Annotated in this window: 19 protein-coding genes; 11 read left to right on the forward strand and 8 right to left on the reverse strand. The window is 65.4% G+C overall.

The annotated features are described in order from the left end of the window. Nucleotides 1-569 precede the first annotated feature (569 nt). From RAD04_RS36340 to RAD04_RS36365, 6 genes are all read right to left on the reverse strand, one after another. A complete protein-coding gene (locus tag RAD04_RS36340; protein WP_461627626.1) occupies nucleotides 570-1802 on the reverse strand; it encodes a hydantoinase/carbamoylase family amidase in 1233 nt (410 codons plus the stop codon). Next, entirely contained in the window at nucleotides 1795-2580 is a 786-nt protein-coding gene (locus RAD04_RS36345) for an ABC transporter ATP-binding protein (protein WP_461627627.1), read from the reverse strand. The genes RAD04_RS36340 and RAD04_RS36345 overlap by 8 nt, the downstream gene beginning before the upstream one ends. Continuing rightward, nucleotides 2577-3350, reverse strand: coding sequence for an ABC transporter permease (locus tag RAD04_RS36350; protein ID WP_461627628.1), 774 nt, complete (start codon nucleotides 3348-3350; stop codon nucleotides 2577-2579). The genes RAD04_RS36345 and RAD04_RS36350 overlap by 4 nt, the downstream gene beginning before the upstream one ends. A 72-nt stretch (nucleotides 3351-3422) precedes the next feature. Next, complete coding sequence (locus RAD04_RS36355; protein WP_461627629.1) at nucleotides 3423-4367, reverse strand: ABC transporter substrate-binding protein; 945 nt, start codon at nucleotides 4365-4367, stop codon at nucleotides 3423-3425. Nucleotides 4368-4472: 105 nt separating this feature from the next. Next, nucleotides 4473-5201, reverse strand: a complete 729-nt coding sequence (hutC, locus tag RAD04_RS36360; RefSeq protein ID WP_461627630.1) for a histidine utilization repressor — start codon at nucleotides 5199-5201, stop codon at nucleotides 4473-4475. After that, nucleotides 5198-6556: a formimidoylglutamate deiminase gene (locus tag RAD04_RS36365; protein WP_461627631.1), complete on the reverse strand. Its 1359-nt coding sequence runs from the start codon at nucleotides 6554-6556 to the stop codon at nucleotides 5198-5200. The genes hutC and RAD04_RS36365 overlap by 4 nt, the downstream gene beginning before the upstream one ends. 84 nt (nucleotides 6557-6640) lie before the next feature. Here RAD04_RS36365 and hutI point away from each other — a divergent pair, with 84 nt between their 5' ends. Genes hutI through hutU form a run of 3 tightly spaced genes read left to right on the forward strand, consistent with a single transcriptional unit; the run spans nucleotide 6641 to nucleotide 11091 of the window. Next, nucleotides 6641-7855 (forward strand): imidazolonepropionase, encoded by a 1215-nt coding sequence (gene hutI / locus RAD04_RS36370; RefSeq protein WP_461627632.1) that lies wholly within the window; start codon nucleotides 6641-6643, stop codon nucleotides 7853-7855. After that, on the forward strand, nucleotides 7852-9411 hold the full coding sequence (gene hutH / locus RAD04_RS36375) for a histidine ammonia-lyase (protein ID WP_461627633.1): 1560 nt from the start codon (nucleotides 7852-7854) through the stop codon (nucleotides 9409-9411). The genes hutI and hutH overlap by 4 nt, the downstream gene beginning before the upstream one ends. A 9-nt stretch (nucleotides 9412-9420) precedes the next feature. Beyond that, nucleotides 9421-11091: a urocanate hydratase gene (gene hutU, locus RAD04_RS36380; protein WP_461627634.1), complete on the forward strand. Its 1671-nt coding sequence runs from the start codon at nucleotides 9421-9423 to the stop codon at nucleotides 11089-11091. On the opposite strand, the gene RAD04_RS36385 is transcribed toward hutU, so the two are convergent. Further along, entirely contained in the window at nucleotides 11092-11712 is a 621-nt protein-coding gene (locus RAD04_RS36385; RefSeq protein WP_461627635.1) for a TetR/AcrR family transcriptional regulator, read from the reverse strand. A gap of 254 nt (nucleotides 11713-11966) precedes the next feature. Here RAD04_RS36385 and RAD04_RS36390 point away from each other — a divergent pair, with 254 nt between their 5' ends. The 8 genes from RAD04_RS36390 to RAD04_RS36425 are packed head-to-tail and all read left to right on the forward strand — an operon-like array spanning nucleotide 11967 to nucleotide 20331. Continuing rightward, a complete protein-coding gene (locus tag RAD04_RS36390) occupies nucleotides 11967-12827 on the forward strand; it encodes an FAD binding domain-containing protein (protein ID WP_461627690.1) in 861 nt (286 codons plus the stop codon). Then, the gene (locus RAD04_RS36395) at nucleotides 12824-13348 is read left to right on the forward strand and encodes a (2Fe-2S)-binding protein (RefSeq protein WP_461627636.1); all 525 of its coding nucleotides are present in this window, start codon (nucleotides 12824-12826) and stop codon (nucleotides 13346-13348) included. The genes RAD04_RS36390 and RAD04_RS36395 overlap by 4 nt, the downstream gene beginning before the upstream one ends. Next, nucleotides 13345-15720, forward strand: coding sequence for a xanthine dehydrogenase family protein molybdopterin-binding subunit (locus RAD04_RS36400; RefSeq protein ID WP_461627637.1), 2376 nt, complete (start codon nucleotides 13345-13347; stop codon nucleotides 15718-15720). The genes RAD04_RS36395 and RAD04_RS36400 overlap by 4 nt, the downstream gene beginning before the upstream one ends. 23 nt (nucleotides 15721-15743) lie before the next feature. Next, the gene (locus RAD04_RS36405) at nucleotides 15744-16985 is read left to right on the forward strand and encodes an ABC transporter substrate-binding protein (protein WP_461627638.1); all 1242 of its coding nucleotides are present in this window, start codon (nucleotides 15744-15746) and stop codon (nucleotides 16983-16985) included. An 11-nt stretch (nucleotides 16986-16996) separates the two neighbouring features. Then, on the forward strand, nucleotides 16997-17872 hold the full coding sequence (locus RAD04_RS36410; protein WP_018320760.1) for a branched-chain amino acid ABC transporter permease: 876 nt from the start codon (nucleotides 16997-16999) through the stop codon (nucleotides 17870-17872). Beyond that, nucleotides 17869-18867 (forward strand): branched-chain amino acid ABC transporter permease, encoded by a 999-nt coding sequence (locus tag RAD04_RS36415; protein ID WP_461627639.1) that lies wholly within the window; start codon nucleotides 17869-17871, stop codon nucleotides 18865-18867. Before RAD04_RS36410 ends, RAD04_RS36415 begins: the two co-directional genes overlap by 4 nt. Further along, nucleotides 18864-19619: an ABC transporter ATP-binding protein gene (locus tag RAD04_RS36420; protein ID WP_461627640.1), complete on the forward strand. Its 756-nt coding sequence runs from the start codon at nucleotides 18864-18866 to the stop codon at nucleotides 19617-19619. The genes RAD04_RS36415 and RAD04_RS36420 overlap by 4 nt, the downstream gene beginning before the upstream one ends. Continuing rightward, nucleotides 19612-20331, forward strand: coding sequence for an ABC transporter ATP-binding protein (locus tag RAD04_RS36425; protein WP_461621363.1), 720 nt, complete (start codon nucleotides 19612-19614; stop codon nucleotides 20329-20331). Before RAD04_RS36420 ends, RAD04_RS36425 begins: the two co-directional genes overlap by 8 nt. A gap of 12 nt (nucleotides 20332-20343) precedes the next feature. On the opposite strand, the gene RAD04_RS36430 is transcribed toward RAD04_RS36425, so the two are convergent. Further along, nucleotides 20344-22347, reverse strand: coding sequence for a putative bifunctional diguanylate cyclase/phosphodiesterase (locus RAD04_RS36430; RefSeq protein ID WP_461627641.1), 2004 nt, complete (start codon nucleotides 22345-22347; stop codon nucleotides 20344-20346). Between the last annotated feature and the right edge of the window lie 129 nt (nucleotides 22348-22476).

Consider the following 22476-nt stretch of genomic DNA (forward strand, 5'->3'; position numbering starts at 1 on the left):
CGAGTGATCGGCACCACCTGTATGCTGCTGTGCGGTTCTTCCTGCGTGTGCTTTTCGCGCAGCGGACCGCGGGTGCGAGCCAGCACCCGGCCTTCCCTGCGCCCTCTTGGATGAGAGGGTAGCGAGACGAAGCAAAGCTCGGGCGAATGCGCCGCGAGGCCGAAGAGGCATGTCTGCGAGCTGAGCTGCGTGCCACAAACTCGATCTCGTAGGGTGGGCAAAGCGCAGCGTGCCCACGCCTTGTTGCTTATGGACGAAGATCGTGGGCACGGCGCTATGCGCCTTTGCCCACCCTACGGCAGCGCCGCTGGGATATGCATTGGAGCATCGCGATGGTGCCTTCTGCTCCGTCATTGCGAGGAGCCCTTGCGACGAAGCAATCCAGAATCCCTACGCGGAAAGACTCCGGATTGCTTCCGCCTTCGCCCAGGCTTCGGCGGACAAGCCGCAGCGCTCGCAACGATGACGTGGACAGAGCGTGCGTCCACTCTCGGAGCCGCGGACCATCGCATGAGGATGCTATGGCGCTTTGGATCGTCCCCGAAAGATCGTACTTGAGCAGATCGGCGTCAGCTTCCAAGAATCCGCCGGCAGGCGTCGACATACACCTCCGCGCCGGTGACGATATCGGCGTCGGCGGTGTTTTCGGTCCAGTGATGGCTGATGCCGCCGATCGACGGCACGAACAGCATGGCCGCGGGCATGACGGTTGCCAGCATCTGCGCGTCGTGGCCGGCGCCGCTGGGCATGCGGATGGATCGTCCACCGGCCAGCGTCTTGCTCGCGGCTTCGATTGCGTCCTGAAAGTCTGTGTTCATCATGGCGGGCGCACCGGTGCGAATCTTCTCGACGGTAACTGTGCAGGGGCCGTTTGCGCTTGTCTCGTCCGCCATTGTTCGCAGCAACTGCTCCAACCGCGCAATGACGGCCGGATCGTCGTCTCGAATCTGGAACAGCATCTCCGCTCCACCCGGAATGATGCTCGGCGCGCCGGGATCGAGCGTGATGCGCCCGGTGGTCCAGACCGTGCGCGGACCGCAGGTATCAGGAAAACGCTGGTCGATCGCGACGCAGAATTTGGCCAGCGCCAGCCCCGCATCCTTGCGCACGGCCATGCGCGTGGTGCCGGCGTGATTCTGTTCACCGGTGAAATTGATACGGTACTGCCAGATGCCGACAATGGAGGTGACGACGCCGATCGCGAGCTTGCCGCTTTCGAGCGTGTCGCCCTGTTCGATATGCGCCTCGAGATATCCGACGTGGCGGTCCGGCTCGACGCCGACGCGCGCGCGACCGGCGAGCCCCATCTCGGCGAGCGCATCGCGCATGGTGCGGCCGCTGGTGCGATCGCGCGCAGCGTCGATCTCGGCTTCGGTCACCTGGCCGACATAGGAACGCGAGCCGAGGAAGCTGCCGAAATGCCCTTCCTCGTCGCACCAGGCGGCGACTTCGACGGCGCCTTTGACAGTCGGATCAATATTGAGCACGCGCGCCGCTTCGAGCGCATAGACGACACCGAGCGGGCCATCGAGCCAGCCGGCGTAGTTCTGGCTCTCCAGATGCGAGCCCGCCAGAAGCTTCGGCCCGGATTTGGCGCTGGTGCCGAAGACGTTGCCGATGCCGTCGATCGAGGCGGAGAGACCTGCATCAGGCAGCTTGCGCACGAGCCAGTCCAGCGAAAGCTTGTGCGGCTCGGAGAAGGTTGGCTTGTGCACGCCGGTCTTGTAGGTGCCGATGGCACGGAGTGCGTTGAGGTCGGCGAGGACGCGCTGGCCATCGGCGCGCGGCTTGGTGTCAGGCATGCTCAGTAACCTTCAGCGCCTCGGTGCGGATCTCCTCGACCAGCCGTTCCTTGAGCTGGACGAATTCCGGCGTGGTCTTGATCTTGTAGGAGCGCGGATGCGGCAGGTCCACTGTGATCTCGGCCTTGATGCGGCCGGGGCGTGCGCTCATGACGATGACGCGGCTGCCGAGGAAGATGGCTTCCTCGATGTCGTGGGTCACGAACAGCACGGTCTTCTGGTCGCGCTCCCAGATTCCGAGCAGCATCTCCTGCATCAATGCGCGGGTCTGGTTGTCCAGCGCGCCGAAGGGCTCGTCGAGCAGCAGGATTTTCGGGTCGTTGGCAAGCGCACGCGCAATCGCGGTGCGCTGCTGCATGCCGCCGGAGAGTTGCTTCGGCCAATGATTCTCGAAGCCGGACAGGCCGACCTGGCGGATGAAGGCGTCGGCGATCTTGTGGCGCTCCGCCTCGGACACGCCGCGCTCGCGCAGGCCGAAGGCGATGTTCTCGCGCACGGTGAGCCAGGGAAACAGGGTGTAGGACTGAAACACCATGCCGCGATCGGCGCCGGGGCCAGTGACCTCGCGCCCGTCGAGCGTGACGCGTCCGCTGGTCGGGCGGTCGAGCCCCGCAACGATGCGGAGCAGCGTGGACTTGCCGCAGCCGGAGGGGCCGAGGATGGTGACGAAATCGTTGTTGCCGATCACGAGGTCGGTCGGCTCCAGCGCCCTGGTCGGCGCGTTGCCGTGGCGGGCGGGGAAGGTGCGCGAGACCTGTTCGACCTTGAGGATCGTCATGCGAGCCTCCACGGAAACAGCCAGGCGTTGAACGCCTTGAACATGAAGTCCGAGAGCAGGCCGATCAGCCCGATCACGATGATGCCGAAGATGATCTGTCCGGTGTTGAGCAGCGCCTGGCTGTCGGTGATCATGTGACCGATGCCCGAGGACGAGCCGATCAGCTCGGCGACGATGACGTAGGTCCAGGCCCAGCCCAGCACCAGCCGCAGGATTTCCGCGATCTCGGGTGCGGAGGAGGGCAGCAGCACGCGGCGGATGATGCCGCGGTCCTTGGCGCCGAGTGTATAGGCTGCCTCGACCAGATCGCGCCGCGTAGCGCCGACGGTCACGGCGACCATCAGGATGACCTGGAACACCGAGCCGATGAAGATGACGAGCAGCTTTTGCAGTTCGCCGATGCCGGCCCACAGGATCAGGAGCGGAATGAAGGCGGACGCCGGCAGATAGCGCGCGAAGGAGACGAACGGCTCGAGGAACGCCTCGACCGGCTTGTAGGCGCCCATGAGCACGCCGAGCGGCACTGCGATGATCGCGGCGAGCGCAAAGCCGCCGACGACGCGCCAGATCGTCATGCCGATGTCGTAGACGAAACCCTGCTTGGCGAGGAGGTCATAGCCTTCCTGCACCATGGTCAGGGGGTTGGCGAGAAAGGTCTTCGACACATAGCCGCCAAAAGTCGCCCACGACCAGAGGGCAACGAACACCACGAAGAACGCAAGGCCGTAGGCCACGCGCTGCTTCGATGTAACAGGGTCCAGGGGACGCATCAAACTGTCTATCCGAATAGTCGATCTGCACTGGTCCCGCCCTTGCGGCGGGACCAGCAAGTCGTTGAAAACTTACTTGATGAAGCTGGCGTCGAAGAGATCCTCGACCTTCGGCGCGGCCTTGATGATGCCGATCTCGAGCAGCAGCTCGGCAGCCTCCTTGTTGAAGGTCAGGAAGTCGCCGGCGAAGAACTTCTGGTTGGCGGCCTTGTCTTGCCAGCGCAGATATTTCGCCGAGTTGCCGAACTGCTCGCCGCTCTGCTTCACGTCCGCGCCCATGATCTCGTAGGCCTTGGCCTGGTCCTTGGCGATCATGTCGAGCGCCTCGAAATAGCTGTCGGCGAGCCCCTTGGCGGCCTTGGGATTGTCGGAGAGGAATTTCGGCGTGCAGCCGAACGTGTCCATGACCATCGGATAATCCAGCGTGGTGGCGATGATCTTGCCCTTGTCGGGCGCGGCGCGCACCGTCGACAGGTAAGGCTCATAGGTCATCGCCGCATCGTTCTGGCCGGAGACGAAGGCCTGCGCGGCCGCGGCCGGCTCGAGGTTGACGACGGTGACGTCCTTCACCGTGAGGCCGTTCTTCTTAAGCATCCAGGCCAGCGCGAAATAAGGCGAGGTGCCGGGCGCGGAGGCGGCGACGGTCTTGCCCTTCAGGTCCTTGATCGCGGCGACATCGTTGCGCACAGCCATGCCGTCGGCGCCAAAGCTCTTGTCGAGCTGGAAGATCTGCTTGGTCGCAACGCCGTTCGCGTTCCAGGAGATCCAGGTCTCGACCGTGGTTGCCGCGCACTGGATGTCGCCGGACGCGATCGCAAGGTGGCGGTCCTTCTGCGGGATCTTCTTGATGGTGACGTCGAGACCGTTCTTCTTGAAGATGCCAGCCTCCTTCGCCAACGTCAGCGGCGCGAAGCCGGTCCAGCCGGAGATGCCCACGCCGACCTTGACCTCGTCGGCGAGCACGGGAGTGGCGGCCGAAAGAGCAATGATTGTCGCAAATATCGTCGAACTACGCATGATTGTCGTCCTCTTGCCGATCGATGGATTGACGTCCTGTTGATCATTGTCGGTCCAGATGGACCGTTGCCCGAAGCGTTGCACGATTTGTGCCGACATATCCTCTCAGCCTCCCTTGAATCGCGCGACAAGGCGGTGAGAGTCACCGGGATAGAGCAGGCGCACGGCGGTGATGGTGCGTGCGCTGCGCCAGGTGTAGCGATCGATCACAAGACAGGGCGCGCCGACGGCGATCGCGAGCGCATCCGCCGTGCGATCGTCGGCGACGATGGCGCTGATGGTGTGCTCGGCCTCTGTCCACGGGACATGGTGAAGCAGCCACGACCCGGGCGGTTCGCGCGCGAAATCCGCGGTGGCGGCGTCAGGCACGGACGACAGGTCGATCAGTCGGTCCTCGATGGCGAACGGCACCTTGTCGGCGCTGTGCCGGCAGGTGATCGCGACCACCTTGCCGGCCTTTTTCACGCCGAGACGGTCACGGTCGGCGGCAGTCGCAGCCCGCAGCTTGCGACCGATCAACTCGTAGCCGTAGCCGCGCCCCAGGGCGGTGATCTCGGCGCGGATGTCGGCGATCTTGAGAACCGCCGACTGATGCTGCGGCCGGCGCACGAAAGAGCCGGCCCGCCGCCGCCGCTCGATCAAATCGGCCTGCGCGAGCTCCGACAGTGCTTTGTTCACCGTCATGCGCGAACAGCCGTAGCGGGCCACCAGTTCATGCTCGAACGGAATGCGATGCCCCGGCGGCCATTCGCCGGTCAGGATGCGCTTCTCGATGTCGGCGCGAATCCGCTTGTACAGCGTCGGCTTGTCGGTCGCGTCGGTGGCAAGGCTCATGCGACAAGCCTCCGAACCGCCGCGTTGAAGCGCTCGCGTGCAGCTTGTCGCAACGCATGACGTCCGCCTTCGACCACCTTGTGACCGCCGGCCCAGACGCAGTCGATCGCGCCGCTGCCCGCGGCAAAGATCCAGCCGTCGATCGTGGCATCGCCGTGACGCCCTGCCAGCGAGGGATGTGCGCCGTCAAGCGTGACGATATCGGCGCGCGCGCCGGGCGCGAGGCCGACGGTCGGCTGCGCCAGCACCTGTGCGCCGCCTGCGAGCGCATGATCGAACAGCGTCCGTCCGGTCGAGCGGCCTGCGCCGGCGGAGAGCACGTTGCGCTCGCGGTGCTTGAGGCGTTGCCCGTATTCGAGTTGGCGCAATTCGTCGGCGACGCCGACCAGCACGTTGGAATCCGTGCCGACGCCAAAAGCGCCACCGGCAGCGACAAATTCACGGGCGGGAAAGATGCCGTCGCCAAGGCTTGCTTCGGTGATGGGGCAGAGGCCAGCGACCGCGCCAGCGCTCGCGAATGCCGTGATTTCCGCATCCGTCATGTGGGTTGCGTGAATGAGACACCAGCGCCGGTCGACGGGCGCGTGCTCCAGCAACCATTGCACCGGGCGCCGTCCCGACCAGGCGAGGCAGTCGTCGACTTCCTTCACCTGCTCGGCGGCGTGGATATGAACCGGCCCGTCGTCGGCAAGCGGAACGATCGCCGCGAGCTCGTCAGGCGTCACCGCGCGCAGGCTGTGCGGCGCGATGCCGATGTTGGCGCCGGGCAATGCGCTGATCGCCTTCCGCGACGCTGCCATCAATGCCGCGAACTGATCGACCGAGCAGATGAAGCGGCGTTGGCCGTCATGAGGCGCTGCGCCGCCGAAGGAACCGTGCGCATAGAAACTCGGCAGCAGGGTCAGGGCAATGCCGGAGGCTTCGGCAGCCTGCGCGATGCGCGCGGCCATCTCGGCGGGATCGGCATAGGGCGAACCGTCGCGATCATGATGCAGATAATGGAATTCGCCGACGCGGGTAAATCCCTGCTCGAGCATCTCGACATAGAGAAGTGTCGCGACGGCGGCGACGTCATCTGGCGTCATTGCGAGGGCGAAGCGATACATCGTCTCGCGCCAGGTCCAGAACGTGTCGGTGGAATTGCCGCGCAGCTCGGCAAGGCCCGCCATGCCGCGCTGGAACGCGTGGCTGTGCAGGCTCGCAAGTCCCGGAAGCGCGATGGCGTGGCGCTCGTCGCCGGCGGCCGGCTGCACACCCGCGGACACCGCCGCGATCGCGCCGGCGGTGATCACCACCTGCACGTCATTGGCCCAGCCCGAGGGCAGGAGCGCGGAGGCGAAATGCAGTCGGGTCATGATTACACGCCGGCTGGACAGAACGGTCCCACGATTATATGTCTAGACATATAAGTCAAGCATCCCAGGCGAAGGGACCGTTGCATGGCAGAGCGCTTCGACCGGATCTGGCACAATGCCCGGCTCGCCACGATGCGGGCCGACCGGCCCGATCTTGGCGAGATCGAACGTGGCCTGATCGCCGCGCGCGGCGGCCGTATCGTCTATGCCGCTGCGCAGGCCGATTTTCCGGCAGATGCCGATACGGCCGAACGGATCGACTGCGGCGGACGCTGGATCACGCCGGGTCTCGTCGACTGTCACACCCATCTCGTCTATGGCGGCAACCGCGCCCACGAATTCGAGCTGCGCCTGAAAGGCGCGAGCTACGAGGAGATCGCGCGCGCCGGCGGCGGCATCGTCTCTACGGTGGCGGCGACGCGCAAGGCGAGCGAGGCCGAGCTTGTGGCAAGCGCGCTGCCGCGGCTCGATGCGCTGATCGGCGAGGGCGCAACCACGGTCGAGATCAAGTCCGGCTACGGTCTCGACACCGAGACGGAGATGCGACAGCTCGCGGCCGCGCGCAGCATCAGTCGCCAGCGGCCGGTTGCGATCCGCACCTCGTTCCTTGGGGCGCACGCGCTGCCTGTGGAGGCGGAGGGTGACAAGGATCGCTACATCGATTTCGTCTGCAGGCAGATGCTGCCGGCTGTTGCAAAGGCCGGCCTCGCCGACGCCGTCGATGCCTTCATGGAGGGCATCGCGTTCTCGGCGGAGCAGACGGCGCGGGTGTTCGAGACGGCGAGAGGGCTCGGGCTGCCGGTCAAGCTGCATGCCGATCAGCTGTCGAACCTCGGCGGTGCTGCGCTCGCTGCAAGATTCTCGGCGCTGTCGGCCGATCATCTCGAGCACACGGATGAAGCCGGCGCCGCCGCGATGGCAAAGGCGGGAACGGTGGCGGTGCTGCTGCCCGGCGCGTTCTATTTCATTCGCGAGACGCAGAAGCCGCCGGTCGAGGCGTTCCGCACCCACGGCGTTTCCATGGCGCTCGCGACCGATTGCAATCCCGGCAGCTCGCCGCTGACCTCGCTTCTGCTCACGATGAACATGGGCGCGACCCTGTTCCGGATGACCGTCGCCGAATGCCTCGCCGGAATCACCCGCGAGGGCGCGCGGGCGCTGGGGGTGCTCGATGAAACCGGCACGCTGGAAGCCGGGAAATGGTGCGACCTCGCGATCTGGGACATCGAGCGTCCCGCCGAGCTTGTCTACCGCATCGGCTTCAATCCGCTGCATCGCCGGGTGTGGAGGGGCCAGTGACGGAGCAGGGCATAGCGATCGTCGTCAAGCCGGGAGCGGTCAGCCTCGACGATCTCGCGCGCGTGCTGGAAGGCGCATCCGTCGTGCTCGATCCCTCGTTCTGGCCGCGCGTGGAGGCTGCCGCGGCGATCGTCGCGAAGGCCGCGCAGGCCGATGCCCCCGTCTACGGCATCAACACCGGCTTCGGGAAGCTCGCCTCGAAGCGCATTCCGCCGGATCAGACCGCGCTGCTGCAGCGCAATCTGATCGTGTCGCATTGCTGCGGCGTCGGCCCGGCCACGCCCGAGCCGATCGTGCGGCTGATGATGGCGTTGAAGATCGTCTCGCTCGGGCGCGGCGCTTCCGGCGTGCGCCGCGCGGTGATCGAGCAGTTGCAGGCCATGCTGGCGCGGGGCGTCACGCCGCTGGTGCCGCAGCAGGGCTCGGTCGGCGCCTCCGGCGATCTTGCGCCGCTCGCGCATATGACAGCGGTGATGATCGGCGAAGGGCAGGCGATCGTTGACGGGAAAACCGTGTCCGGTAGCGAGGCGTTGACGGCTGCCGGACTTGCGCCGCTGACGCTCGGCCCCAAGGAGGGGCTTGCGCTGATCAACGGTACGCAATTCTCGACCGCCTACGCCATTGCCGGCGTGTTGCGCGCGTTTCGCCTGGCGCGTGCGGCACTCGTGACCGGGGCGCTGTCGGTCGACGCCGCGATGGCCTCGACGGCGCCGTTCCGTCCCGAAATCCAGGCGCTGCGGGGGCACGCCGGGCAGATCGCCGCGGCCGCGACGCTGACCGCATTGCTGGATGGCAGCGACATCCGCCTGTCCCATCTCGAAGGCGACGAGCGCGTGCAGGACCCATATTGTCTGCGCTGCCAGCCGCAGGTCGCAGGCGCGGCGCTCGACCTGATCACGCAGGCCGCACGTACGCTGATTGTCGAGGCCAACGCGGTCACCGACAATCCGCTCGTCCTGGTCGAGACCGGCGAGATCGTCTCGGGCGGCAACTTCCACGCCGAGCCCGTGGCTTTTGCCGCCGACGCGCTCGCGCTGGCACTGTCGGAGATCGGTGCGATCAGCGAGCGGCGCATTGCGACGCTGGTCGACCCCGCGCTGAATTTCGGCCTGCCGCCGTTCCTGACGCCCGATCCCGGCATCAATTCCGGCTTCATGATCGCCGAGGTGACGGCCGCCGCGCTCTATGCCGAGAACAAGCAGCGCGCAGCGGCCTGCTCGATCGATTCGACGCCGACCAGTGCCAACCAGGAAGATCACGTCTCGATGGCTGCGCACGCCGCGCGCCGCCTGTCCGATATGGCCGACAACCTCGCCGCCATCCTCGGCATCGAGCTCCTGGTCGCGGCCCAAGGCATCACGCTGCGCGCACCGCATGCGACCAGTGCGTCGCTGGCTGCCGTCATCGCCGCATTCCGCGAGCAGGTGCCGGCGCTCGGTGCGGACCGCTACATGGCCGGCGATCTGGCCAAGGCCGCTGCACTGATCGATGCGGATGCGTTGCCGGCCATCGCGATCACTGCGCTTCCATCCGATCCGTTTCCGAGACTTGATTAAGAGGTCCGCATGAACCGCCGACTGGACAACGACCGCACCATCCGCGCGCCCCGCGGCAGCGACATCAGCGCCAAGAGCTGGCTGACGGAAGCGCCGCTGCGCATGCTGATGAACAACCTCGATCCTGACGTCGCGGAACGCCCGAGCGAGCTCGTGGTCTATGGCGGCATCGGCCGCGCCGCGCGCGACTGGGAGAGCTTTGACCGGATCGTTGCGGCCTTGCGCAAGCTCGAAGGCGATCAGACGCTGCTGGTCCAGTCCGGCAAGCCGGTCGGCGTGTTCCGCACCCATGCTGACGCCCCGCGCGTGCTGATCGCGAACTCCAACATCGTGCCGCACTGGGCGACGCTCGACCATTTCAACGAGCTCGATCGCCAGGGCCTGATGATGTACGGCCAGATGACGGCCGGCTCCTGGATCTATATCGGCAGCCAGGGCATCGTGCAGGGCACGTACGAGACCTTCGTCGAGGTCGGGCGCCGCCATTATGGCGGCAGCCTTGTCGGCAAATGGATTCTCACCGCCGGCCTGGGTGGCATGGGCGGTGCGCAGCCGCTGGCCGCGACCATGGCCGGCGCTTCGATGCTCGCGGTCGAATGCCAGCCGAGCCGCATCGAGATGCGCCTGCGTACCGGCTATCTCGATCGCCAGGCCGCAACGCTCGACGAAGCGCTGGCGATCATGGAAGATGCCGCCAAGACGAAGAAGGCGATCTCGGTCGGCCTGCTCGGCAATGCCGCGGAGATTTTCCCGGAGCTCGTGCGCCGTGGCGTCAAGCCCGACATCGTCACCGACCAGACCAGCGCGCACGATCCAGTCAACGGCTACTTGCCGAAGGGCTGGACGCTCGCCGATTGGGAAGCCAAGCGCGGCTCCGATCCGAAGGGGGTGGAGCGCGCGTCGAAGACGTCGATGGTCGAGCACGTCCAGGCCATGCTGGATTTCCATGCCCAGGGCATTCCAACGCTCGACTACGGTAACAACATCCGCCAGATGGCGCAGGACATGGGCCTGAAGAACGCGTTCGATTTCCCGGGCTTCGTTCCCGCTTATATCCGTCCCTTGTTCTGCCGCGGCGTCGGACCGTTCCGCTGGGCCGCGCTCTCGGGCGATCCCGAGGACATCTTCAAGACCGATGCGAAGGTCAAGGAGCTGATGCCGGATGACAAGCATCTGCACAACTGGCTCGACATGGCGAAGGAGCGCATCAAATTCCAGGGTCTGCCGGCGCGGATCTGCTGGGTCGGCCTCGGCGATCGCGATCGACTCGGCCTTGCCTTCAACGAGATGGTGGCGCGCGGTGAATTGAAAGCGCCGATCGTGATCGGCCGCGATCATCTCGACAGCGGCTCGGTGGCAAGCCCGAACCGCGAGACTGAAGCGATGAAGGACGGCTCGGACGCGGTGTCCGACTGGCCACTGCTGAACGCGCTGCTCAATTGCGCCAGCGGCGCAACCTGGGTGTCGCTGCACCATGGCGGCGGTGTCGGCATCGGCTATTCCCAGCACGCCGGCATGGTGATCGTCGCCGACGGCACGCCGGAAGCGGCCAAGCGGATCGAGCGCGTGCTCTGGAACGACCCGGCGACCGGCGTCATGCGTCATGCCGATGCGGGCTACGAGACCGCGATCGACTGCGCCCGCGACAAGGGGCTCGATCTGCCCAGCCTTTCGAAGTAGCTAGCCGCTCACCAAGAGCTTCGGCATCGTCGTTTTCGCGCCGTCCATGAAGGTCTGGACGGCGTCGCGGACGATGGCGTCGAGATCGGGCGGGATCGGCGTCTCGTAGATGAACTTGCGGATGGCGAGATAGAAGATGCGGCCGTGCAGGCCCCAGAACAGCTCGGTCTCGCGCTCACCCAATGAGTGAGCCTTTGCGTCGGGCAGTTTGAGCTCAAAGCGCAGTTCGGCTGCCGCCGGTTCGATGATCTCGCGGCGGACGATGTCGAGATAGCGGCTGGTGATGCCGAATGACTTCATGCCGGAGAACACGAAGATCCGCACCCAATTATATTCGAACACGCGTTCGACATAGTCGAGATAGAAGCGCGTGAGCCTCGCTTCCAGTGACAACGAACGGTCGCGGATCATCGGACCCCAATCGGGCGACCAGCGGCTGAGATAGACCTCCTGGTAGACCCGCTCGATCAGCGCTTCCTTGCTCGGGAAGTGGCGGTAGATCGCCGAATGCGTGATGCCCATGCGCTTGGCAAGCTCGCGGGTTTGGCCCTCGAAGCCGCGCTCAGCGAAGAAGCGGATGGCCTCGTCCACGATCGCGCGCTCGCGGTCGGCCGCGCGCAAGTTGCGACGCTTTGGCGCGGACTTGCTGCCTGTCTCGGTCCGCTTGCGGACCGGTCGCCTCAAAGTTTTCTGCGCTTTTCGGGCCATCTCGTCGCTGAATCAACGTACCGCTGTCTTCATAACCCAAGGTGCTTTTGTGACCAAATGGTCATTTCCTGTTGACCGGCCTCGGGAGCCGTGTCAGGATTTTGAGACCAGATGGTTACAAATCTGGCATCCCGGCTGATGAGCCGATGGATCTCGAGGAAACGGCAGTGAAGGCGAGGGCTTTCAGCTATTTTCGGGCTGCGACGATCGACCAGGCGCTGAGTGCTCACGCACGCGTCGGAGACGATGCGCGTTTCATCGCCGGCGGCCAGAGCCTGGTGCCAGCGCTGTCGCTGCGGCTGCAGGCGCCGCGGCTCTTGATCGACATTACCCACATCGACGAGCTGCGCGGCATCAGGCGCGAAGGCGATAGCTTGCGCATCGGTGCGTTGACGCGCCATTGCGAGATGCTGAGCGAGCCGTTGATTGCCGAGTTCGCGCCGCTGCTGCATGCGGCGGCGCCGTTCGTCGCCCATCCCGCGATTCGCAACCGCGGCACGCTCGGCGGCAACGTCGCGCTGGCCGACCCGGCTTCCGAATTTCCCGCGATGACCTTGGCGCTGGATGCCGAGATCGAGATCGCCGGGCCCTCAGGCCGCCGGCGCGTCAAGGCCGACGACTTCTTCATCGACCTGTTCGAGACTGCCTTGCAGCCCGGCGAGCTAATCACCGCAATCTACGTTCCGCTGTTCAGGGCGGATCAGCGCTTTGCGTTCGACGAATTGGCGCGGCGGCGCGGAGATTATGCGCTGGTCGGCTGCGGCATGCTCGCGACCTGCACCGGGGAGCGCATTGACGACATCCGCATCTCCTTCTTCTCCGTCGGTAACACGCCGACACGGGTGAAGGGCGTTGAGGCCACCTTGATCGGCGCGCGCCTGGATGCTGACCGTATCGCCGCCGCGCAAGGTGCACTCGAAGGCGATCTCGCGCCGCCCGAGAGCGACGAAGTGCCGCCCGCGATGCGGCTGCATCTCGCCCGCGTATTGCTTGGCCGCCTGCTCGGACGTCTCGGTGAGGGCGCATGAGCGGCTTCGACGATAGCCTGCTGAACGAGGCGGACGAGACGGTGCGGGTTCGCTTCGTCGTCAACGGCCGCAAGGTCGCCTGCGAGGTCGCGCCGCGCGACACGCTGGTCGATTGCCTGCGCGACAAGCTCGAGCTGACGGGCACGCATGCCGGCTGCGAGATGGGCGCCTGCGGTGCCTGCCTGGTGCGGCTCGACGGCCGCGCCGTGCATTCCTGCCTGATGTTTGCGGTGCAGGCCGACGGCGCGACCATCGATACCATCGAGGGTCTGTCGGAACGCGGCGCGATTGCCGATCTCCAGGCCGAATTTCATCGTCGCAATGCGCTGCAATGCGGCTTCTGCACGCCGGGCATGCTGATCAACGCCAACGAGCTGCTCTCGCAGACGGCGCAGCCGAGCCGCGAGGACATCCGCGACGCGCTGTCGGGCAATTACTGCCGCTGCACCGGCTATGAAGCGATCGTCGATGCCATCGATGCGGTGGCCAAGGCACGCAATACGGGCGGAGGCGCAGCATGAGCGCGCCGCTGACTTCGCTCGATCGGCCCAACTCCTATATCGGTCGCTCTGTGCCGCGGCCGAACGCCAAGCGGCTGTTGGCCGGGCGCGGACGTTATGTCAGCGATCTCAAGCTGCCGCGTATGCTCTACGCCGCGTTCCTGCGTAGCCCGCATGCGCACGCGAAGATCGTCTCGATCAAGACCGACGAGGCCTGCGCGATCGAAGGCGTGCATCTCGTGGCGACGGGCGCTGATCTCGCAAGAATCTGCACGCCCTGGACCGGTACGCTCGATCATTTCAAGGGCATGACCTCAGCGCCGCAATTGCCGCTGCCGCTTGATCGCGTGGTCTGGGCCGGACAGGCGGTGGTTGCGGTCGTTGCCGAGAGCCGGGCGATCGCCGAAGATGCGCTGGAGCTGATCGAGGTCGACTACGAGGACCTTCCCGTCGTCGTCGACATCGACAGCGCACGTGAGGCCGGCGGTCCGCTGGTCAATTCCGGCAGCGCCAACAACACCTGCTTCCGCAGCCAGCTCGACAGCGGCACCGTCGATGACGCCTTTGCGCATGCGGCCCATGTGGTGGAGGAGGAATTCACCTTCGGCCGCCATACCGCAGTGACGCTGGAGCCGCGCGCCATCGTCGCCGATTACGATCCGTCCGCGAGGACGCTCACCGTGCATCACGGCACGCAGACGCCCTATCAGTTCCAGGACCTCTATTCACGCCACTACGGCATCCCGGAGGCACGCGTCCGCGTGATCGCGACCGACATCGGCGGCTCCTTCGGGATGAAGCTGCATGTCTATCACGAGGACATGGCGGTGGTCGGTCTCTCGATCCTGCTCGGCCGGCCCGTGAAATACGTCGCCGATCGCATGGAATCCTTCGTCTCCGACATCCACGCCCGCGACCACCGTGTCCGCGCCCGGATGGCGCTCGATGCAAAGGGCGAGATCCTGGCGATGGATGTTCTGGACCTGACCGCGATCGGCGCGTTCTCGACCTATCCGCGCACCAGCGTGGTCGAGGGCAACCAGGTCATTCGCCTGATCGGCGCGCCATACCGCTTCAAAAACTACCGCGCCACGCTGGAGGTGATTTTCCAGAACAAGGTACAGACCAGCCAGTATCGCGCTGTCGGCCATCCCATCGCCTGCGCGGTGACCGAGCGTCTCGTCGACATGGCAGCAAGCAAGCTCGGCCTCGATCCCTTCGCCATCCGCGCGCAGAACGTCATCGCCGACGATGCCTATCCGCAGACCTCGCCGACCGGCTACCGGTTCGAGGCGCTGTCCCACCAGGCCTGCCTGAAGCGCCTGCACGAGATCATGGACTATGACGGCTTGCGGGCCGAGCAGGCGGATATGCGCAAGCGCGGCGTCTATCGCGGCATCGGCATCGCCGCCTTTGTCGAGATCACCAATCCAAGTCCGGCGTTCTATGGCGTCGGCGGCGCGCGCATCTCGTCACAGGACGGCGCGATTCTGAGCCTGACGCCGTCTGGGGAGGTGCGCTGCCTGATCTCGGTCACCGAACAGGGGCAGGGCACCGAGGCGATCATCAGCCAGATCGTCGCCGACCAGCTCGGCCTTGCGCAGGAGCACGTCAAGGTCATCACCGGGGATACCGAGGTGACGCCGCATGGTGGTGCGACCTGGGCCTGCCGCGGCGCCGGCATCGGCGGCGAGACCGCGCTGCAGGCCACGCGCGCACTCAAGCGCAACATCCTGGAGATCGCGGCGCTCATTCTGCAGGAGCAGCCGTCGGCGCTCGATATCGTCGACGGCGAGATCGTCGATGCAAGCACGCGGAACCCGCGGATTCCGATCTCCGAGATCGCGCGCATCGCCTATTTCCGTTCCGACACGCTGCCGCCGGGCACGCAGGCGCAGCTCACCGTGAGCCATCATTTCGCACCGCAGGGCTATCCCTTTGCCTTCACCAACGGCATCCAGGGCTGCTCGCTGGAGGTCGATGTCGAGACCGGCTTCATCAAGCTCCTGAAGCACTTCATCGTCGAGGATTGCGGCCGCGTCATCAATCCGATGCTGGTCGACGAACAGCTCCGGGGCGGCATCGTGCAGGGGCTGGGTGCTGCGCTGTTCGAGGAATGCCGCTACAGCGAGACCGGTCAGCTCATGAACGGCTCGCTCGCCGATTACCTCGTGCCGATGCCGATGGAGATGCCCGACATCGTCATCGGCCATGTCGAGACGCCGACCGCCGATACCGTGCTGGGTGCCAAGGGAGTTGGCGAGGCCGGCACGGCGGCGGCCTCGGCATGCGTGCTCAATGCGGTCAACGATGCGCTCACGCCGTTCGATGCGACGATCAATTCGATCCCGATCACGCCTGCCAAAGTCCTGAAAGCCCTGAAGCGTTTCTAGAAAAAAGACAATTGGAGGAAATCATGCCCAAATCCGGTTCGACCCCGAAGATATCCCGCCGCACCGCGCTCGCCGGCCTTTCGGCCAGCGCGGCGCTGCTCGCCATGCCGCGGATCGGCCGCGCGGCCGACGAGACGATCCGCATCGGCTTTCCGACGCCGCTGACAGGGCCGTTCGCCGCGGAAGCGCGCGATCAAGTCAAATGCGCCGAGCTCGCGGTGAAGCTCGTCAACGATAAGGGCGGCATCGGCGGCCGCAAGGTCGAGCTGCTGGTGCGCGATGACAAGCTCAATGCCGGTGAGGCCGCGACGCGGACGCTCGAACTGATCGAGAAAGACAAGGTTCATGCCGTGGTAGGCGCGCTCTCCAGCGCCGTGCAGCTCGCGGTCAACGAGGTCACCCGCGCCCGCGGCGTGATTTACGTCTCGATCAGCCAGTCCGACACCATCAACGAAGCCAAGGATTTCAGCAAATACACCTTCCACGAAGCGCTCAATCCGCACATGACGACCTCAGCGGTGGCGCGGCAGACCCTGAAGAAGGGCATGAAGGTCGCGCATCTTGTTGCTGATTACGCCTATGGTCACGAGATGCTGCGCGGCTTCAAGCGCGCGCAGGCGGCGATCGGTGCGGACAATGTCGGCGAGATCCTGCATCCGTTCGGTGCGGCCGACTATTCGACCTTCATGCCGCGCCTGATGTCGATGCGGCCTGATGTGCTCTGCATCTCCAATTTCGGCCGCGACCAGGCCAACGCGATCAAGCAGGCGGTGGATTTCGGCGTCAAGCAGCAGATGAAGATCGTGGTCCCCGTCATCCTGCACAACCAGCGTCTCGCGGTCGGCCCCGACGTGTTCGAGGGCGTGGTCGGCGGCGCCAATTATTATTGGGGCCTGGAGGCGCAGAGCAAATCGGCAGCCGCTTTCAACACGGCGTTCAAGGCCGCCAATGGCGGCGCGATCCCGACCGATTACGGCGCCTACGGCTATTCCGGCGTCGGATCGTTGCTGGCCGCCATGCAGGCCGCCGGCGGCACCGACACCGACAAGGTGGTCGATGCGCTGGAGAAGCTGCAATATGATCTGACCAAGGGGCCGCAGCACTACCGCAAATGCGACCATCAGTCGGTGCAGTCAGTGCTGGTGCTGGAGTCCAAGAAGAAGTCCGCCATGGCGGGCGACAACGATCTGTTCGCCATTCTCGCCAACGACACCGGCTCGGACGACATGCTGCGCAGCTGCAGCGAGCTCGGCCACGCGACCTAAGACTTGTGACGATGGACCTGTCGCTGATCATCATGCAGCTTCTCTCCGGGATCGCCCTTGGGGCGGTCCTGGTGATCACTGCGCTTGGACTGACGATCGTGTTCGGCATGCTCGGGGTGGTCAATTTCGCCCATGGCGCGCTGTTCATGATCGGGGCCTATGCGGGGCTGTATCTGGCCTCGCTCACCGGAAGCTTCTGGTGGGGGCTGCTGCTGGCGCCCATCCTGATCGGTGCCTTCGGCATGCTGATCGAGTTCGTGCTGATCCGCAGGCTGTATGGACGCTCGATCGACGATCCGCTGCTGCTCACCTTCGGCCTCAGCTACGTCCTGGTCGAGGGCGTGCGCATCGTGTTCGGGAGCGACGGCATTCCGTTTCCGACCCCGCCGCAGCTGATCGGCGTGCTCGATCTCGGCATCGGCTTCTTCCCGCGCTACCGCCTGTTCGTCATCGTGCTGGTGGCGGTGGTGCTGCTGGCACTCTGGCTGACGCTGGAGAAGACCCGGGTCGGGTTGATCGTGCGCGCGGGTGCGCGCGATCCCACCATCATGCAGGTGCTCGGCGTCGACATCGGCCGGGTGTGGCTCGCGATCTTCGGTCTTGGCGTCGGACTTGCCGCGCTTGGCGGCGTGCTCGCGGGTCCGATGCGCAGCGTCAATCCGGAGATGGGCTCGCTGGTGCTTGCGGAAGCATTCGTCGTCACCGTGATCGGCGGTCTCGGCTCGATCGTCGGCGCGGTCGTGGCCGGCCTCATGGTCGGCATTTCCATCAGCCTGGTGGCGCTGTTCGCGCCTGAAATGGCGACCATCGTGATGTTCGCGCTGATGGCGGTGGTGCTGCTGATCCGCCCGCAAGGCCTGTTCGGTGTGAGAGGGAGGACGGCGTGACGCACCCTTCGAGCGGCGAGGCTCTCGCCAAGCCTGCGCCGGGCGGGCTCGGCCGGCTTCTCGACCACCGCGTGTTGCTCTCCATCGCCGTGCTGGCCATATTGCCCTGGCTGCTGCCGTCCAAGGCGCTGGCCGTCAACGTCCTGATCTACGGCGTCGTGGTGATGGGCTATAATCTGCTGTTCGGCTACACCGGTCTGTTGTCGTTCGGCCAAGCCGCGTTCTTCGGTGCGGGCGCCTACTTCACCGGCATTGCGATCGGGCGTTACGGCGTGCCGTGGTTTGCCGCGGTTGCGCTCGCCGTGGGTCTCAGCACTTGCCTGGCGGCGCTGATCGGCATTGTCTCGACGCGCACCCGCGGCATCTATTTCTCCATGGTGACGCTTGCGCTGGCGCAGCTCGTCTATTACGTCGCGCTCCAGGCCTCGTCCTTCACCGGCGGCGAGAACGGCCTGCGCGGCTTCACCGTCGACCGCATCAGCCTGTTCGGCCTCCAGGTCAATTTTCTCGACCCCGTCAACAAATACTACGTGCTGATGGCGTCCGCAGCGCTGGCGATGTGGTTCCAGTCGCGCATCCTGAACTCGCCGTTCGGGGCCGTCATCGAGGCGATCCGCGAGAACGAGCAGCGGGCGCGGGCCTGCGGCTATGACGTCGAGCGCAGCAAGCTGGTCGTGTTCATGCTGTCGGGCGCGATCTCCTCGCTCGGCGGCTGCATGCTGGCGCTGCATTTGTCGATCGTGCCGCTCGACATGCTGCACTACCAGACCTCGGGCATGATCGTGATGATGGTGCTGCTCGGCGGTGCCCGCAGCTTCTTCGGCCCCTTCGTCGGCGCGGCGAGCTTCCTGATCCTGGAGGACGTCATCTCGCTGTGGACGCCGCATTGGCAGATCTTCGTCGGCGCGATCTTCGTGCTGTTCGTGCTGTTCCTGCCCAAGGGCATCTGGGGAACGCTGCTGGACGTGCTCGGCATCGGAAGGGCGCGGCGATGAGCGGCGAGCTGCTTCGCGCCGAGGGAATCGGCAAGCGCTTCGGCGGCTTCGTCGCGCTCGAGGATATTACCTTGTCCTTTGCGGCGGGGCAGCTCACCTCGATCATCGGGCCGAACGGTGCCGGCAAGAGCACGTTCTTCAATATCCTGTCCGGTGTATTGACGCCGACGTCAGGCAAGCTGCACTTCCGGGGACGCGAGCTGAACGGCCTGCCGCAGCACCGCTTCGTGCATCAGGGCATTTCGCGGTCCTACCAGATCACCAACATCTTTCCGGACCTGTCGGTGCATGAGAACGTCCGCGTCGCGGCCCAGGCGCTGGCCGTGAGCTACGACATCTGGCGGAATCGTGCTCGTTTGACCGAATTGCATGCGCGTGCTGATGCGGCACTCGACGCGGTGGGGCTTCTCGGCAAGCGAAGCGAATTTGCAAAATTCCTGTCGCATGGCCAGCAGCGCGCGCTGGAAATTGCGATCGCGCTGGTCTCCGAGCCGAAGCTGCTGCTGCTCGACGAGCCGACCGCCGGCATGGGGCCGGAAGAGACCAAGGACATGGTCGCGCTGCTGGAGCGGCTCGCCGACAAGCGCACCGTGCTGCTGGTGGAGCATAAGATGAAGATGGTGCTGGGCCTGTCCAAGCGCGTCGTGGTGCTGCACCACGGCCGCCTGCTCGCGGACGGCGCGCCCGACGAGATCAGGAGCAATCCGGAAGTCCGCCGGGTCTATCTCGGACAGAGTGAAGGTTATGGCTGAGACCGCGCTGCTCGAAATCGAAGACCTCCACGCCTGGTATGGCGCGAGCCACATCCTCCACGGCATCTCGCTGCACGTGAAGGAGGGCGAGGTGGTTGCCCTCGTCGGACGCAACGGCGCCGGCAAGACCACGACCTTGCGAACCATGATGGGCCTGATGCCGAAGGCGACCGGTCGCGTGCGCTTTGCGGGCAGGGAGCTCCTGCCGTTGCGCGCCCATCAGCGCTTCCACCTCGGTCTCGCTTACGTGCCCGAGGAGCGGCGCATCGTTCCCGGGCTGTCGGTGCGCGAGAACCTCCGGCTCGGTCTCGTCGCGGCCGGCAGCGGCATCGAGGAGCGGGCCGCGATCGACGAAATCGCCGAGACCTTTCCGCGCCTGAAAGAGCGCCTCGACCAGGAGGGCGTGACGCTCTCCGGCGGCGAGCAGCAGATGCTAGCGATCGCGCGCGCGCTGATCGGCAAGCCCAAGATGATCCTGCTGGATGAACCCTCGGAGGGCATCATGCCCGTCCTCGTCGAGGAGATGGGCGTGCTGTTCCGCCGCCTGCGCGACGAGGGCAAGACACTGCTGCTGGTCGAGCAGAACGTCGAATGGGCTCTTCGATTGGCCGACCGCGCCGTGATCATCGACCAGGGCGAGGTCGTGCATCAAAGCAGCGCGGCGGCGCTGCTCGCGGACAAGGACATCCAGGAGCGCTATTGCGCGGTCTGATGTCTGGGCCCGCTAGGCGACGACCTTGGCGCCGTCGAGGCGCCGGCGTTCGTTCGCCAGATAGTCGCCGATCGCATCGGCCGACATCGGTTTTGCGAAATAATAGCCCTGGATGAAGTCGCAGCCGAGCCGGCGCAAGGTGTCGAGCTGGGCGCGGGTCTCGACGCCCTCGACGACGCAGGCGATCTCCATGTCGTCGCAGAGGCCCGTCAGCGACTTGATGATCTTGTGACTGACCGGATTTTCGTTGATGTCGGCGACGAAGCTGCGGTCGACCTTGATCTTGTCGAGCGGCAGCCGGTGCACATGGCTCAGCGACGAATAGCCGGTGCCGAAATCGTCCAGCGAAATGCCGCAGCCCATCGCCTTCAGCGTCGCGACCGACTGCTGCGCGCGCACGAAATCGAAGGTGACGGCAGTCTCGGTGATCTCGAAGTCGATCCGGCGTGGCGACAGGCCGCTCTTCTCGATGATGGAGATCAGCGGCAGGATGCCTTCGGCGGCGCAGACGTCGTGCGCGGACAGGTTGAACGACAGGCGGATGTCGTCGGGCCAGGTTTTGGCGGTCGCGAGCGCGCGCGCCAGCAGCGTCTGCGTCAGTGGCCGGATCAGGCCGATGCGCTCGGCGGCAGGAATGAAGTCGGCAGGGGAAACCCAGCCGAGACGGGGGCTGTGCCAGCGCGCCAGCGTCTCGAAGCCCGCAGTGTGCTCGCTCATGGCATCGACGATCGGCTGGAACACCAGCTCCATCTCGGCGCCGAAATCGGAGGTGCGCAACAGGTTCTCGATCACGCCGCGGCTGCGGATCTCGGCCTCGAGCTCGCCCGAAAAGATCACGGTGCGTCCGCGCAGTTGGCGCTTGGCGTGATAGAGCGAATAGTCGGCGCATTCATAGAGAGCTTCCGACGTCGTCGCGGAGTCCGGAAACAGCGCAAACCCGATCGAGCAGGACAGGCCGGTGTGGGCGGTGTCGAGCTGGTAAGGCAGCTTGACCTGCCCGCCGATGCGTTCGCCGAGCCGTGCCAGATCGGCATCGTCGGGATCACCACACACGACGAGGCCAAACTCGTCGCCGCCGAGCCGGGCGAATTCCACGCGTTGCGGGCCAAAGCCCTCGCAGACCTCGCGGATGCGGCGGCCCGCCTCGATCAGGACGCGGTCGCCGACGCTGTGGCCGTAATTGTCGTTGATCGGCTTGAAGCCGTCGAGGTCGATGATGCCGACCGCGACGCGAACGTTTCTGCGCTCGGCGTCGGCAAAGGCGCTCGACAGCTCGGCGAAGAAGCGGCGGCGGTTCGGCAGCTCGGTGAGGGAATCCAGATTGGCGAGGCGGAAGTTCTCGTCCGAGAGCGCCTGGGTCGCCGCCTGCTGTGCCAGCAGCGACTTGCGGCTGGCGACGAGGTCGGCGAAGTCGCGGTAGTAGATGGTCAGCACCGTCACCATCGCGCCGGTGACCAGCAGATTGTTGACGGCCATCGCCTCCAGCGTCGGCTCGCCCGTGGCGAAGTAGAACACAACGTAGGGCACGTCGACGACGAGAGTCACGATCAGTGCGGCCGAACGCAGATGCATCAGCGAGAAGATGCAGCCGATCACGGTCACCGCCATGTAGAAAGCGACCTGACTCTTGGCAAAGGGATCGCCGTAGGGATAGAGGGCGAACGACCAGACGGTGAAGCCCGCCGCGATCGGCGCCGCGATCCAGTTGGTGAGACGCAGATTGCGCAGGATGTCGGCGTCGCTGCGGACGACGTGGCGCTGCCGCAGCCACCAGAAGGTCCGATAGCCCGCTACCGCGATCAATACGCCGGGCACGATCATGCTGAGAGAGGCCGGCGCCAACGGCACATAGGTATATGCGACCGCGATCGTGTTGGTGATCAGGATGAAGTAGAGCAGCGGGATCTGCTTGGAGAAGGCATCGAATTGCGCGCGCGTCAGCTCGGGATTGTCGGCCGGCACGCGAAACAGCCGTATGGCGGCGGCGAAGTAAGACTTCAAATCGGCAACAGGCATTGAAATACGAGCCCCGGATCCTGAAAACGCCGGCGATCTTGCATAGCGTGGGTAAAGGGCGCGTTAGATCGGGCCTTGCGCGAAAGACCAGCACAGGTTGCACGCTACCGCAGGAGTTTCCCGCCGCGT

The organism is Bradyrhizobium sp. 25ACV, from assembly GCF_054863005.1.